The organism is Roseomonas marmotae (assembly GCF_017654485.1).
Taxonomy (GTDB): domain Bacteria; phylum Pseudomonadota; class Alphaproteobacteria; order Acetobacterales; family Acetobacteraceae; genus Pseudoroseomonas; species Pseudoroseomonas marmotae.
On sequence record NZ_CP061091.1, the window covers coordinates 2,806,319 to 2,820,505 of the forward strand.

15 protein-coding genes and 1 pseudogene are annotated in these 14,187 nt (G+C 67.9%); 4 read left to right on the forward strand and 12 right to left on the reverse strand.

Going from position 1 to position 14,187, the window contains the following annotated elements:
• Nucleotides 1–3: 3 nt before the first annotated feature.
• Nucleotides 4–729, forward strand: coding sequence for an SOS response-associated peptidase (locus IAI58_RS13240; protein ID WP_207445337.1), 726 nt, complete (start codon nt 4–6; stop codon nt 727–729).
• Here the strand turns inward: IAI58_RS13240 and uraH are convergent.
• The 6 genes from uraH to IAI58_RS23305 are packed head-to-tail and all read right to left on the reverse strand — an operon-like array spanning nt 714 to nt 5,264.
• Nucleotides 714–1,064 (reverse strand): hydroxyisourate hydrolase, encoded by a 351-nt coding sequence (uraH, locus tag IAI58_RS13245; protein WP_207445336.1) that lies wholly within the window; start codon nt 1,062–1,064, stop codon nt 714–716. The genes IAI58_RS13240 and uraH overlap by 16 nt on opposite strands.
• Nucleotides 1,061–2,485, reverse strand: coding sequence for an FAD-dependent oxidoreductase (locus tag IAI58_RS13250; RefSeq protein ID WP_207445335.1), 1,425 nt, complete (start codon nt 2,483–2,485; stop codon nt 1,061–1,063). Before IAI58_RS13250 ends, uraH begins: the two co-directional genes overlap by 4 nt.
• A gap of 60 nt (nt 2,486–2,545) precedes the next feature.
• Complete coding sequence (locus IAI58_RS13255; RefSeq protein ID WP_207445334.1) at nt 2,546–3,493, reverse strand: aldo/keto reductase; 948 nt, start codon at nt 3,491–3,493, stop codon at nt 2,546–2,548.
• A 39-nt stretch (nt 3,494–3,532) separates the two neighbouring features.
• Nucleotides 3,533–4,405 carry a metal ABC transporter permease gene (locus tag IAI58_RS13260; RefSeq protein ID WP_207445333.1) on the reverse strand — a complete coding sequence of 291 codons (873 nt, stop codon included), beginning with the start codon at nt 4,403–4,405 and terminating at the stop codon, nt 3,533–3,535.
• A complete protein-coding gene (locus IAI58_RS13265) occupies nt 4,405–5,136 on the reverse strand; it encodes a metal ABC transporter ATP-binding protein (protein WP_207445332.1) in 732 nt (243 codons plus the stop codon). Before IAI58_RS13265 ends, IAI58_RS13260 begins: the two co-directional genes overlap by 1 nt.
• A complete protein-coding gene (locus IAI58_RS23305; protein ID WP_272874751.1) occupies nt 5,133–5,264 on the reverse strand; it encodes a hypothetical protein in 132 nt (43 codons plus the stop codon). The genes IAI58_RS13265 and IAI58_RS23305 overlap by 4 nt, the downstream gene beginning before the upstream one ends.
• Before the next feature lie 118 nt (nt 5,265–5,382).
• Here IAI58_RS23305 and IAI58_RS13270 point away from each other — a divergent pair, with 118 nt between their 5' ends.
• Both IAI58_RS13270 and IAI58_RS13275 read left to right on the forward strand, forming a co-directional pair.
• A complete protein-coding gene (locus tag IAI58_RS13270) occupies nt 5,383–6,711 on the forward strand; it encodes a DUF445 domain-containing protein (protein ID WP_237182197.1) in 1,329 nt (442 codons plus the stop codon).
• A 122-nt stretch (nt 6,712–6,833) separates the two neighbouring features.
• Nucleotides 6,834–7,556 carry an alpha/beta hydrolase gene (locus IAI58_RS13275; RefSeq protein ID WP_207445331.1) on the forward strand — a complete coding sequence of 241 codons (723 nt, stop codon included), beginning with the start codon at nt 6,834–6,836 and terminating at the stop codon, nt 7,554–7,556.
• Nucleotides 7,557–7,794: 238 nt separating this feature from the next.
• On the opposite strand, the gene sctB is transcribed toward IAI58_RS13275, so the two are convergent.
• The 3 genes and pseudogenes from sctB to IAI58_RS23480 all read right to left on the reverse strand — a co-directional run.
• On the reverse strand, nt 7,795–8,367 hold the full coding sequence (gene sctB / locus IAI58_RS13280; RefSeq protein WP_207445330.1) for a type III secretion system translocon subunit SctB: 573 nt from the start codon (nt 8,365–8,367) through the stop codon (nt 7,795–7,797).
• A 71-nt stretch (nt 8,368–8,438) separates the two neighbouring features.
• Nucleotides 8,439–8,648: an SMR family transporter gene (locus tag IAI58_RS23390; RefSeq protein WP_336512699.1), complete on the reverse strand. Its 210-nt coding sequence runs from the start codon at nt 8,646–8,648 to the stop codon at nt 8,439–8,441.
• A gap of 143 nt (nt 8,649–8,791) precedes the next feature.
• Nucleotides 8,792–8,923, reverse strand: a pseudogene (locus tag IAI58_RS23480) (hypothetical protein); the annotation flags it as partial.
• 232 nt (nt 8,924–9,155) lie between these two features.
• Between IAI58_RS23480 and IAI58_RS13295 the strand changes: the two are divergent.
• Nucleotides 9,156–10,115, forward strand: coding sequence for an FkbM family methyltransferase (locus IAI58_RS13295; protein ID WP_207445329.1), 960 nt, complete (start codon nt 9,156–9,158; stop codon nt 10,113–10,115).
• A 24-nt stretch (nt 10,116–10,139) separates the two neighbouring features.
• Here the strand turns inward: IAI58_RS13295 and IAI58_RS13300 are convergent, their stop codons facing one another.
• The 3 genes from IAI58_RS13300 to IAI58_RS13310 form a co-directional block, all read right to left on the reverse strand.
• The gene (locus IAI58_RS13300; protein WP_207445328.1) at nt 10,140–10,499 is read right to left on the reverse strand and encodes a transposase; all 360 of its coding nucleotides are present in this window, start codon (nt 10,497–10,499) and stop codon (nt 10,140–10,142) included.
• Between the two features lie 122 nt (nt 10,500–10,621).
• The gene (locus IAI58_RS13305) at nt 10,622–12,082 is read right to left on the reverse strand and encodes a M81 family metallopeptidase (RefSeq protein ID WP_207445327.1); all 1,461 of its coding nucleotides are present in this window, start codon (nt 12,080–12,082) and stop codon (nt 10,622–10,624) included.
• 90 nt (nt 12,083–12,172) lie between these two features.
• Nucleotides 12,173–13,753: an ABC transporter substrate-binding protein gene (locus tag IAI58_RS13310; protein WP_207445326.1), complete on the reverse strand. Its 1,581-nt coding sequence runs from the start codon at nt 13,751–13,753 to the stop codon at nt 12,173–12,175.
• Between the last annotated feature and the right edge of the window lie 434 nt (nt 13,754–14,187).

Below are 14,187 nucleotides of genomic sequence, written 5' to 3' on the forward strand. Positions count from 1 at the left end.
CCGATGTGCGGTCGCTTCTTCCTGCAACGCGACCCGGCGGGGTTGGCGACCTACTTCGAGACGCAGGGCGCGCTGCCCAACCATCCGGCGTCCTACAATGTCGCGCCGACGCAGGATTCCCTGGTGGTCCGGCGCAATCCGCTGGACGGCGCCAGGCATCTGGGCGTGCTGCGCTGGGGGCTGGTGCCGCGCTGGGCCAAGGATACGTCCGGCGCCGCCAAACTGATGAATGCGCGGGCGGAAGGCATCGCCGAGAAGCCCTCCTTCCGCGATGCCTTCGCCAAGCGGCGATGCCTGGTGCCGGCGGATGGCTTCTATGAGTGGCGGCAGGAAGGGGCGCGGAAGCAGCCCTATGCCGTGGCCCTGGCCTCGGGCGAGCCCATGGCGCTGGCAGGCATCTGGGAAGGCTGGCAGCAGCCGGACGGGCAATGGCTGCGCACCTTCTCCATCATCACCACCGAGGCCAATGCGAAGCAGGCGCTGGTGCATCACCGCATGCCCGTGATCCTGCCGCCCGAGCTCTGGCCCGCCTGGCTGGGGGAGGAGGAGGCCTCGCCCGAGGAATTGCAGGATTTCCTGCAGCCCAGCCCACCGGAGGAACTGGCCTGCTGGCCCGTTCCCGCCCGTGTTGGCAAGTTCAGCGAGAATGATGCCGGGCTGATCGCCCGTGACCCGACGGCGGACCCGCCGCCGGAACTGAACGACCCCTCGCCCTACGAGCCGCGATAGGTCGAATAGGACCAGGGGGAGCAGAGCAGCGGCACGTGGTAGTGCCCCTGCCCTTCCTCCAGCCCGACATTCAGCGCCACCACGTCCAGGAAACCAGTGGCCTGCCCGCGCGCGCGGAAATAGGCGCCGATGGCGAAGCGCAGCTCGTAGCGCCCGGGGACGAAATCCGCTGGCGAGAGCAGCGGCGCGTCGGTGCGGCCATCGGCATTGGTGATGGCGCGCGTCACCCGCACCGGCTCAGGCAGCATGCGCCAGAGTTCCACCGCCACCCCGGCGGCGGGGACGCCGGCGGCGGTGTCCAGCACATGGGTGGTCAGGGCGGAAGGCTTGCTCACCGGATGGATTCCTCCGCCAGCTCCCCGGGGATCAGGGAGGTCAGTTCCCGCACGTCATAGGCGCGCAGGGCCGCCAGATGCTTCTCCGCATCCTCCCGCCACAGCGCACGGCAGATGCCGTCGGCGAGGCGTGGCACGCCGTATTTCATGCCGCTGATGCTGGCGCCCGAGAGGCCCATGGAAAGCGTCGCCGCATAGGTGATGCAGTGGATGCGGGAGAGCCAGGGCATCCTGCCTGGCTCCTTCTCCTGGAAGGAGAAATCATCGGACAGATAGGGCGAGGCGGCGCAAAGCGCGCTCTCCTCCCCCGGTGGCGGCGTGAAGGCATCGCCCCAGAGGCGGATACTGGAAGCGAAGGGTGCCAGTTCCGGCCGCAGCCCCAGGTCGAAGGTGCTGCCGGTGCCGAGGATCACCGCATCGGCGCGGAAGCTGCCGCGCGGGGTATCCAGTTCCACCTCATCCCCCGCCAAGCGCGCGCCCTGCACTGGCGCGCCCATGGTGATGGAGAAGCGCGGGTCCTGCGCCACGCGGTCCCAGCTTTCCTGTGGCGGCGGCTGGTTCAACTCGAAGATGTGGCGGATGAAGCGCCACTTCAGCAGATCCGGCAGGCCATGGTGCTGCCCCAGGAAACCCGCCTGCTCCATCCAGCGGAAGGGGTTGATGCGCGGCATGCGGGCGCGCCGCACCAGCATCCTCGCCCCCGCGGCGCCGGCTTCCAGGGCCGTGGCCAGATTGTCGAAGGCCGAGGCGCCCGCGCCCACCACCAGCAGCCGCTTGCCGGCCAGCGCCGCGAAATCGATCTCCTGCGCCGTATGCAGCACCTTTTCCGCCGGCAGGGCGTCGAAGGGCGGGGGCGTGACCCAGGCGCCGGAACCGTCCATGCCCGTGGCCAGCACGAGGCGGCGGGCGCGCAGCACCACCTCGCCTTCCGGCGTGGCGAAATGCAGGCGCAGCAGCGCGCCCTCGCCCTCGATGCGCGTCAGTTCATGCTGGTGGCGCAGCGGCAAATCCAGCACGCTCGCATACCAGTCCAGGTAATGCTGCCAATCCTGCCGGCCAATCTTGTGCAGGCGGGCCCAGGCCTCCTCGCCATCCCGCGCCTCGAAAAAGGCGCGCGGCGTCAGGGCGGGGATGCCGAGATCGGGCCCCGTGACATGCTTGGGCGTCCGCAGGGTCCGCATGCGCGCGAAGGTGGTCCAGACCCCGGTGCCACCGGGCGGGGCGCGGTCGAAGACAGCGGTATTGGCCACTTTCTGCCGCCGCAGGGCGAAGGCCGTGGCCAGTCCGGTCTGCCCGCCACCGATGATGGCGACATCCAGCACGCCATCGGCGGCGGGAGGCACCCAGTCATGCGCGGGATAGTCCAGATACTCCAGCTGCCGGCGGAGGCTGTCTTCCAGGGCGTGCAGGGCAGCGGGCATGGGGGCCTCGGGGCAGGGTGCGGCGCAACATGACGCCACGCCCCTGCCCCGCGCAATGCCTCAGGCGCCGGCGGCGTCCAGCGTGGCCATGGCATCGGCGTCCAGCTTCAGCCGCACGGCGGCGAGCAGCTCCTCCAGCTGCGCCAGCGAGGTGGCGCTGGCGATCGGCGCCACCACGGCGGGCCGCGCCGCCAGCCAGGCCACCGCCACCTGGGAGGGCTTCACGTTGAGCCGCGCCGCCACCTGGTCCATCGCCGCCAGCAGCTTCAGCCCGCGGGGGTTCAGGTAGGTAGCGCCGATCTTGGCGCCGCGCGGGCTCTTCGAGAGGTCGGCCTCGCTGCGGTATTTGCCGGTGAGGAAGCCGGCGGCCAGCGTGTAGTAGGGCGCGACGGCCACGCCCTCCGTCACGCAGAGATCCTGCAGCGCGCCCTCGAACTCCCGGTCATAGAGGTTGTAGAGCGGCTGCAGCACCGAGTAGCGCGGCATGCCCGTGGTATCGGCGGTGGTGAGCGCCTCCTCCAGCCGCGCGGCCGTGAAGTTGGAGGCGCCGATGGCCCGCACCTTGCCCGCCCTGATCAGCGAGTCGTAGGTCTCCAGCACCTCTTCCATCGGGGTCTCGGTATCGTCCCGGTGGGAGTAGTAGAGGTCGATATGGTCGGTACGCAGGCGCTTCAGCGAGGCCTCGACCTGCCGCAGCACGCGTTGGCGATTCAGGCCCTTGCCGCCATTCGTCAGCTCGGCGCCGGTCTTGGTGGCGATCACCACCTTGTCGCGGCCACCGCGCGCGGCGAGCCAGTTGCCGATGATGGTCTCCGATTCGCCGCCCTGGTTGCCGGGCTTCCACTGCGAATAGACATCGGCGGTATCGATGAAGTTGCCGCCGCCCGCCACGAAGGCGTCCAGCAGCTTGAAGGACTGTGCCTCATCCACCGTCCAGCCGAAGACATTGCCACCAAAGCAGAGTGGCGCGACCGAGAAGCCGGTCTTGCCTAATGCGCGCTGTTCCATGCGGGAATCCCTGGTGTGCGGGCGGCGGGACGTCGCCCTTCATCCAGCCAGATGCGCCCGTCTCCGCCAGCGCGCAAGCAGCCCGTCCACCGGCCCCGCCAGCAGCGAGAAGACCCAGGCAGCACCCGCCACCAGCACGATGGCCGGGCCGCTGGGCAGGTCCAGATGATAGGAGAGCAGCAGCCCCGCCACGCTGGAGAGCAGCGCGATCCCCACCGCCGCATAGGCCATGCCGCCGACGCTGCGGCCCCAGTGCCTGGCGGCCACGGCCGGCAGCATCATCAGCCCCACTGCCATCAGCGTGCCCAGCGCCTGGAAGGCGGCCAGCACGTTCAGGACCACCAGGCCGAGGAAGAGCATGTGCCAGACCCCGCCCCGAACCCCCGCCGCGGCGGCGAAGGAGGGGTCGAAGCATTCCACTACCAGCGGCCGCCAGGCGAAGGCCAACGCCAGCAGCGTCACGCTGGAGACGCCCGCCATCATGAAGAGTGCGGGGTCATCCACCCCCAGCACGCTGCCGAACAGCAGGTGTGACAGTTCCACCGAGCCGGCGCGGGTCGAGATCAGGGTCACGCCGAGCGCCAGCGCCACCAGATAGAGCGCGGCCAGGGCCGCATCCTCCCGCCCCCCCGTGGCGCGGGAGATGGCGCCGGCACCCAGCGCCACCACCAGCCCGGCAACCAGGCCACCGATGGACATGGCCGTGACGGAGAGCCCCGCCACCAGGAAGCCGGCGGCGATGCCGGGCAGGATGCCGTGGGCCAGCACGTCGGCCGTCAGGCTCATGCGCCGCAGCATCAGGAAGACGCCCAGCGGCGGCGCGGCGAGGGAGAGCGCGAGGCAGCCCACCATCGCCCGGCGCAGGAAGCCGAACTCGACGAAGGGGCCCCAGAGCAGATCAGCCAGCCACATCACGCTGCGTCGCGCGTGCAGGTTCCGGCTTCGTCCATCCAGGCCTCGGCCATCATGCGCGCGCGCAGGCGGTTGCCGGGGGAGAGCGCCTCAGGCGTCGGTCCCCAGGCGATGGCCTCGCGGGCCAGGAGCAGCGTCTGCGGGAATTCCCGCTGCACCATGTCCAGGTCGTGCAGCACGGCGATGACGGTGCGGCCTTCCCCGTGCCAGCGGCGCACCAGGCCCAGCAGGTCGGTGATGGTGCGGGCATCGAGGGCGTTGAACGGCTCATCCAGCAGGATGACCGGCGCGTCCTGCACCAGCAGCCGGGCGAAGAGCACGCGCTGGAACTGCCCGACAGAGAGGCTGCCGATCGGGCGGCCCGCAAAACCTTCCAGCCCGACCGCGGCCAGGGCCTCCAGCGCACGGGCGCGCTCGGCCGGGCGGATGGCGCGGAAGGCGCCGGCACGGGACCAATGACCCAGCTGCACCACATCGAGACAGGAGATCGGAAAGCTGCGGTCGACCGCCGCCGCCTGTGGCAGCAGGGCCATGGAGTCACGCGGCGCCAGCAGCCGCCCCCCATCCGGGCGGTGCAGCCCGGCAATGGCGCGCAGCAGGGTGGATTTGCCGGCGCCATTGGGGCCGACGATGGCCGTCAGGCTGCCTGGCGCGAAATGGCCGGAGACGTGATGCACCGCCGGGCGGCGCCCGTGGCTCAGCGTCAGGTTGTCCAGCCGGATGTCCATCATGCGCCGAGCGCCCAGAACACGCCGCCCCAGAGCAGCGCCAGCAGCAGCATGGCCAGCACCAGGCGCGCGCCGGTGCCGGCGGCCAGCGCCAGCGGGTCTTGCGGCAGGAAGGGTCGGGTCGGGCTCATCTCTGTTATGTCATAACATCACATCGGCCCGGTGCAAGCATGATCCGCCACATCCCTGCTCTCCGTGCGGCGATGAGTAACAGGGCAACGGGGGACGGGCCCGCGCGGTTTCTGGGGTATGAATTTGCCGCTAGCCTCCCAGGCGATGGATGCCACCCCCCCGCCCCCTCCCCCCGCCCACCCACAGGACCCGGAGGTCGCGCTGCGGCGCAACCTCCGCCGCTACCGCGCCTTTGCCGGCGGATTGCTGGTGCTGATGGCCGCGCTGATGCTGGGCGCCTATTGGCTGCCGCCGGGCTATGCCACCGACCTGTTGCAGGCGGCCTCCAAGGCCGGGCTGGTAGGCGGGCTGGCGGACTGGTTCGCGGTTACGGCGTTGTTCCGCCACCCGCTGGGCCTGCCCATCCCCCATACCGCCATCATCCCGCAGCAGAAGGAGCGGCTGGGGCGCGGCCTGGGCCGTTTCGTGGCGAACCACGTCTTTACCGAGGCCGAGGTCAGCCGGGTGCTCGCCCGAATCGACGTGGCCGCCATCCTGCGCCGCCTGCTGGAGGACCCGGCCACCACCCGCCCGGCGGCCGAGGCCCTGGCCTCCAGCCTGCCGCGCCTGCTGCTCTCCCTGGAGGATGGGCGGGCACGGCGGCTGCTGGTGCGAATCCTGCCCCGCATCGTCTCCGGCCCCGCGGCGGCGCGGATGCTGGCGCGGCTGCTGCGGACGCTGATGGCCGGCGGGCAGCACCAGGAGGTCTTCGGGCTGGCACTGCAACAGGTGCGCCTGCTTCTGGCCAGCAAGGAGGAGAGCCTGCGCGAGGCCATCCAGGCCCGCGTGCGGACGGAAGGCGGCGCGCTGGTGGGCTGGCTCGCCGGTGCCGCCGTGGCGCGTCGCGTGCTGGGTTCGCTGAACCAGGAGCTGGAAAAGATCGAGCCCGACGACAGCGAGATCCGCGCCGCCTTCGAGGCCTGGCTGCTGACCGAGATCGACAAGCTGGAGAACGACCCGGAGCGCGCCGCCACCATCGGCCGGGCGATGCGGGAGGCCATGGCGCATCCGACCGTGAATGCCTGGCTGATGGATGTCTGGGACCGGCTGAAGAACTCCCTGGCCGCCGACGCCGCGCGGGCTGACGGGCGGACCGTGACGCTGCTTTCCGGCCTGCTGAGCAATCTGGGCAGGCTGCTGGAGCAGGATGAAAGCGCCCGGGCACGCGTGAACGGGTTGGTGGAGCGGATGCTGCGCGGCATGCTGCCCCGGGCGCAGGACCGGATCTCCGGCTTCATCGCCCAGGTGGTGGGAAACTGGGACACGGCCACGGTGGTGGACAAGATCGAGCTGCGTGTCGGCCGGGACCTGCAATTCGTGCGGATCAACGGCACCATCGTCGGCTTCCTGGCCGGTGGCACGCTCTATGCCCTGATGCGCGCGATCTTCGGCCGGGTCGCCAGCTAGGCGGCCCGGGGCTGGCCCCTTCCTCAGCGGTCAGGATGACCACCTTTCCGACAACCCTGTGACAAACTGAAGAATTCGTGCCTGTGGCAGGCGTTATATGGCGGTTGGGGAAAGGTGCCGTCATGGAAGAAACCGGGGGCGGGGTGGGAGAACTGTCGCTTGCGGCGCGGCAGGGATTGATCTGGGCGCGGCCCGGAATGCCGCCGTCCAAAACGCCGGGGCCGGGCCTGCACCCCCTGGGCATGGGAAGCGGCCAGGGGCGCGAGCGCGACGGGCTGCTGATGATTCCGGCGGGCACCGAGGCCCCGATGCCGCTGCTGGTCCTGCTGCACGGCGCCGGGGGCAATGCGGCGGGCATGCTGCGGCTGCTGGAGCCGCAGGCGCGGCAGGCGGGCGTGGCGCTTCTGCTGCCGGAGTCTCGCGGGCCGACTTGGGATGTCGTGCTGGGCGGGCTGGGGCCGGATGTGGCCTTTCTGGATGCCGCGCTCCGCAGGACCTTCGCCACCATCGCGGTGGACCCAGGGCGGCTGGCCATCGGCGGCTTTTCGGACGGCGCCTCCTATGCCCTCTCCCTCGGCCTGGTGAACGGGGCATTGTTCCGCTGGGTACTGGCCTTTTCGCCCGGCTTCATCGCGGCGCCTGCCTTCCATGGCCGCCCGCGCATCTTCGTCTCGCATGGCCTGAATGATAACGTTTTACCGATTGACCGTTGCAGCAGGCCGCTGGTGGCGCGTCTGCGCCAGGGTGGCTATCCGCTGCGCTACGAGGAGTTCGAGGGCGGGCATTATCTACCTGAGGGCGCCGCTGCGAAGGCGCTGTCCTGGCTGAGCTCTGGCAGGAACTGAGCGCGGGCCGGCCTTCCGGCGAAGCAGCGGCGATGAGGCCGGCGCAAGCCGGGGATGGCCTGTGCGCGGCACTCGCGATCAGTCCGTCACGCACTGGACGGCGCGCGACTGCTCAACTGCATCAAGCTTAGCGGGGGTTTCGCGGATCACGTCCGTCATCCGCTGCATGATGTCGTCGGTGTTCGGGACGGCGGTATCAGTGGCCCCGGCATTGGCCACAGACCCCGGCGCATCATACTCAGCTATCCTTGCGCCCTGCCGTCCGTATGACGCTACCGCTTATGCTTGCGGGCAGGCCCATGGCGGGCCCGTCGGCCAAGCGGTCTGCCCCGGCCAGAAGTCCCTCGGACGGAGGATGTTCCCCCCTCGCCTGCAACCCGCTTCCCGAGACCATGGCGCCACCGGCTATCTGCATCGCGCCGCTCACCAAGGCTGCTTCGAACCGCTGCTGCGCGGCATTCTTTATCTCATCGGCAGCAGCCCGCAAGGCGTCCACCTGCGTCCGCAGCTCTGCCTCCCGAGCCTCCCTGGCCGCGTTCCGGCACTCCTGCGCAAGCGTCTGGAACTGCGCCATGAAGTCTTGGATATCATACAGCGTGGAGGCACCGCCGGACTGCGGCGTCCCCAGAGCGTCCGCGGCAGCAGTGGCATCGCTATCGGAAGCGGCGTCAATGGCCAAAGGCGGAGACGGCCCGGCGGCTTCAATGGATTCGATACTGGCCCCGGCCCTGCTCAGCCCGCCGGTCACCAGGTCCAGCATCTCATCATTCAGCAGCAGCGGCGTCAGATTGGCCGTCTTATCCTGCGCCATCGGCGGCTTGCTCCTGAGCCATTCTTGGTGACACAGAGGTTAGTCTTGCTCTTCCACAACCACCAGTCGTTTTACGACCGGCCTGATCTCTCCTGGGGTGCTTCAATGGCAGCGGAGTGGGTGCCGGCCGCTCCAATGCCGGTCCAGACCGCGTAAGCTGTCCCAATCGGGATCTGGAGCTGCGCCATGACGGCGGCAGCGATCGCAATGCCAGGCCAGCGGGTTGCAAGCAGTTGGGCCAGCTTGAGGCCAACAGGCCCGCCGGCACAAGATAACCCCATCCCATCAACCCGCCTCGCTCAGAGCGTGCCGTCGAGGAGCGCGTGCAGGCCTTCCTGAACGCCGCTCCACTCCTCGTCATTGAAACCATCAAACCGAAAGCGCTTAGGAGGAGCGCGCCTTCAATGGCCAGCAGCGCCAGCTTGGCTAAACGCCCCTCCTGGGATTGCAGATCGAGGCCGCTGAACCGCTTCGTGTGCCAAGCCCTGCATTCGGCGCGAGGGTGCGAGACCTCAATGAGGGCGGCTGTGAGCCCCAGCCGCTCTCGCGTAGCCAGCGGCGTCCAAGGCCGCCGTTAAATCGACATGCGCCCGCACGACCGTCACAGATGCACAGCTTGATCCGGTTGTTCAAGGCAATGGGTGACGGTCGACAGCGGCGCTGGCGGCTGATTGCGGCAACTACCGGCCGTCGGCCGGTTGAACACGCCAGTCACAGCTTATCAGACTACCGCTGGCGCTGTTGCTCGCCTATCGTAATGAATGTGCACAAGTGAGAGAAGCCTCGCCATGCCTGATGAACTGCCCGGCTTGATGAGTGGCGGTATCGCCGAAGTGCAGATGGCAGGAAGAACCATCCGTTTTCATGGAGATCCGGAAGAGGATTATTTCCGGCGCCTGCAGGAGTTTTATCTCGACCTTCCGGGGCTCGAGCCATATGTCCGCGCCAACGTGCCGAGAGACGGCGTTTGCCTCGATATCGGGGCCAATATCGGTCTCACGGCCGTCCTGCTCTCGCTGCTTTGCCCGGATGGGCACGTTTATGCCTTCGAGGCGGTGCCAAGAATGGCGGCGCTGATCCGCGCGACACTCGTAGAGAACGGCATCACGAATTGCACGGTCGTTAATTTGGCCGTGGGAGACGCCCCGGGGGAGGTACGGTTTTTCGACTCCGGGGTCGGCTCTCACGCCATTACGGACGAGCACCTCGCACCACCTGACACCACGCTGATAGTGCCAGTGGTTACCCTTGATGATTACCTCTTCGACACTGCGAAGGTCGAGCGCGTCGACTTCGTGAAAATGGATATCGAGGGTTTCGAGCCCCGTGCCCTGGCTGGCGGCCCTCGATTCCTGGAGCGGTTCCGCCCGCCGGTCCTGATGGAGTTTAATTCCTGGCTGCTGCGGGTCGCTCATAGCTTCAGCCCCCTCGCCTTCGCCGAAGCCCTCCGCGTCAACTTCGATGCGATGAGCATCGAGCGTGACGGAACGACGGTTCCAGTGACGGATTCCGTTGCCTTCGTCCACGACAACGTGCTTGTGCATAGATCCGTCTCGGACCTCCTCTTGCGCCTCAAGCCAGGCATGAACGCACCCAGCCTTGAGGCGATGACGGAGACGCCGAAAGAGGCGCGGCAACGGTTACGCGCAGAGGCAGCAGAGGCCGAAGTGGCGGCCCTGCGGGCTTCAACCTCCTGGCGTGTCACGCGCCCGCTCCGCGCCTTGCGGACCTTAATGAAAGCGCGGTGAGCCGGCGGCGGGGCGGCGTTTATGTTAGCTGAACCCGCTCTCGATGTGCCAACGCTGGTGATAATGAGCGCGGGAAAAGTGCTTGTGGAGGGTTCCCCTCTGGAGCGTCTTTGGCCAGCGCCGCCCGAAGTTGCGGCGGTTCAGGGCGATGATGCTGCGTTTGATGTCGAGTTCGTCCCGGCAGAGGCGATGGTTGTGCTCGGCGTCATGCCCTGCATCAGCCAGCACCGTGTCCAAAGCTATGATGGCCGCGGCTTGCCGCAGGGCGGGCGTGAAGTCCGGGGAGTCCTGGCTAGGACCGACGCCAGTGACCGCGCCGATGATCAGATGCGGGAATATCGGGCCACGGCAGCATCCGCTGCCACGCCGATCCAATTCCCGCATCCAAACTACTCGGGGAGGCCTGGACGGCCCTCCCCGCGATGCCAGCACCGCAGCTCCCACTGAGCTTGACGCGCTTCCCGTCTTGCCCGGCCGGGGAGGTGGTAGAACGGCTCGAAGGCGCTTCAGTGCGCCAGTGGATAGAGATACTTCACGGACGTCCTGAAGGTGAAGTTGTCGAAGTTGAAGGTGGAGATGCCCGGCGTATCCACCGTCACGATACGCGCTGCGGCCGTCTCGAAGAAGGCGCGGAAGTGCTGGCTCGACTTGATGGCGATGACCTTGTAGCGATCCATCGGCATGCCGTGCAGCTTGAGCATTTCATCATCCAGCAACTGCGACTTCAGCTCCGTCACGATGACGTCGACATTGCCGATGCGGAGCCGCGTGGACAGGCCATAGTCCCGCTCGCCACCCTTGCCCATCGGAGTGCTGGCGATGAAGCGGCAGCGGGTGTTCATCACGACTTCAGCCTCGACATCCAGTGGCGCGCCGTGCAGCGCGTCCACCTTGCCACCGAGCCGGACCCGGATGCGGGCACCCTCACCGGCCTGGTGAGCGGCGGCCACCACCTCGGCATCCGCCAGATGGGCGAAGCAGGTGCCCGCGACGTTCCGGCGCAACATCTCGGCCAGCAGCCAGGTGCCGTCGCCCGGGGCGCCCGCGCCAGGATTGTCGGAGGTCTCGTTGACGATGACCGGTGACTCCGGGCAGGCCAGGGCCGTCTCCAAGCCTTCGGCGGCGCCAGGCAGGGACACTGCGAAGGCATCGCGCTGGTTCCAGATGAAATCGGCGACGTCCCGCGTGGCCTGCTGCGCCAGGGCCTCATCATTGTCAGCGATGGCAATGACGGAGACGCAGGTGGCGGGTGAATCTCCATAAGGGAAGCCGTGATAGGCCGCGCAGTGGACGATGCCGGGCTTTGCCTCCCATTCCGCGCAGCGGGCATTCACCGCCTTCAGTGGGCCATGGAAGGTGGTGGTGGTCGGGATGACCATCGGCAGCCGCGTCAGGGCCATGCTGGGCTTCAACACGCCACGTACCATCAGATCCAGGTTGCGGATGGCGTCCCGACCCCGGTCATACATATCGATGTGCGGATATTCCTTGACGCCGAACAGCATGTCCGCGTTGTCGATCATCCGTTCGGTGATGTTGCCGTGCAGGTCCAGTGTCGCGGCGATTGGCAGGGCGGCGCCGAATTCCAGCCGCAGTGTCCGCAGCAGGTCGCCTTCGATATCGCCGGTGCTCTCAGCGATCCCCGCGCCATGGAGTTCGAGGCAGATGGCATCGACGGGCGCGACCGCCTTCAGTCCTGCCAGCACCCTGCGCTTGATCTCGGACCAGGTCTCGGCACGGATATAGCCGGAGGGGCTGGTGATGGCCGCGAAGGTCGGCAACAGCTCGATGCCGCCAAGGGCCTCCGCCTCGTCGATCATGCCACCAATGTAGTCCCGCACCCCACGATGGCGGCGGAGGATCTCCGCCCCCTCGATCCAGGACCGGATGCTGAAGGCGGCCTGGTCGGTCAGTTCGCTGGAGAAGGTGTTGGTCTCGTGCGAGACCTGGACGATGGCAATGCGCATGGGCAATCCTTTGCGGCCTCGCTGCAGCGAGGCCGCCTCTGGCTAGCGTAAAGGAAGGGAAAGGGCGCCGGATCGGCGGCGCCCGCCCGGTCAGGCGAAGCGGGCGCCCCAGAAGGCGTGGAGGCCTTCAGGCACGTCCGCCAGCTTCGCCGAATATGCGGTCATGTTGAAGTACTGACCAGTGGGGATGTAGACGGCCTGCTTCAATGCGACAGCCTGGATCTCCCGCGCCAGCCGCAGCTGATCCTCAGGCTCGGACGAATCGATCCAGGCGTTTCGCAGCGCTTCGAGTTCGGGAATATCGGGCCAGCCAAAATAGGTCTGGCCACCGGCGGCGCGCAGCATCTGGCTGACCCCGGGATTGATCAGATCCAGCCCGTACCAGGTGGTGTGGAACATGTTCCAGCCGCCCGCCTCGGGCGCGGCCTTGCTGGAGCGGCGCTGAACCAGCGTGCCCCAGTCCGAGACCACGTAATCCACGTTCATTCCGATGCGCCGCAGCACGTCATTGGCCACTTCGCCCAGCGCAGCCAGCGCTGGGTTGTCGGTGGCCGCCATCAGCACGACCCGCTCACCCTTGTATCCGGCGGCCAGGAGCGCCTTCTTCGAGGCCTCCAGGTCGCGCGGGCCCGTGATTGCGGCCATCCCGGCGTCGTTGGCCATCGGGGTGTCCGGCGGGAACACGCCGACACCGGCGCGCCACATGCTGGGCTCCCCGGCGACAGCCGCCATGCAGTCCTCCTGCGAGAAGGCCTCCATCACGATCCGGCGGATTTCCGGGTTGTTGAAGGGCGGGTGCAGGTGATTGAAGATGCCGGTGCCGACGATGCCGAGAGGGCTGCTGCGCCGCGCCTTCAGGCTGCGCGATCCCTCCAGCAGCGGCAGCAGGTCGTTGGGCGGGTTTTCCCACCAGTCGACCTCGCCGTTCTGAAGCGCGCTCATGGCCGTGCCGGGGTCGGGCATCACCATCCATTCGACGCGGTCCACATGCGTGACCTTCGGGCCTGCCGCCCAGCTCGTGGTGCCACCGGGGCGAGGCACGTAGTCCCGGTTCTTCTCGTAGACCACCTTGGCGCCCACGATCCTCTCATCCGCCTTCCAGCGGAAGGGGCCGGAGCCGATCAGTTCCTTGATCTGCTCGCTGGAGGGGGTCTGTGCCAGCCGCTCCGGCATGATCATCAGCGCCGGGGGGCCGAGGCGCGCCAGGGCGCTCAGGATGCCCGGATAGGGCTTCTGGAGGCGGATCACGAAGCGGTCGTCGGCGGGCGCGGTGATCTCCGCGACGCGGGACATCAAGGTTCCGCCCTCCGCGTTGCGTTCGGCCCAGCGGCGGATGGAGGCCACGCAGTCCCGGCCCCGCACGGGTTCGCCGTCATGGAACTTCAGGCCCGGCCTGAGAGTGAAGGTCCAGAGCCTGCCATCATCCTCGACCGTATGGCCCTCCACCATCTGCGGCTGCGGACGCAGGTTGCTGTCGAGGCCGTAAAGCTGGTCCCAGATCAGCAGGGCATGATTACGCGTGACATAGGCAGTGGTGAAAACCGGGTCGATGACCGTCAGGTCGCTCTGCGGCACGAAGCGGAGCGTATTCCGTTGTGCCTGCGCCAGGGCGGGGCGGGACAGGCTGGCAAGCGAACCCGCAGTGACCGCGAGGAAGGACCGACGTTGCATTCTCTACCTGCTCATCAGAGGGGTGAAGCCCGATAACTGACGTGGCGCTGCGTTCTGCAATCGCGATGATTACGAGCATGCTAAGGAACCGCCCCGACGGAATCAACAGCGCGTCGAGCCTGGCCTCTTGCCGCAAAGTCGATGGATGGTGGCCTGACGTGCTGGATGAGCGACATGCCGGGGCGATGTGCTGCGTGGTCAGGAACGGCAGCATCCGGACAGCGGCGGGGTCATGAAAGTCGATCCCGCTGCCATCAGCCGCTACCTGGCGAAGCTGCGGTCGAAATCGGGCTGCCCCTGTTCAGGCGCCGGGGCGTTCCCTGGTTCCGCCCCCTGCCGTCACGGACAGACATCTGGTCCAACCATCAGGGACTCCTTCGAGGAAGCGCCAGGAGGGCGCCGCGTCCATGAGTGGCAAGCTTGACGCGGTGCGG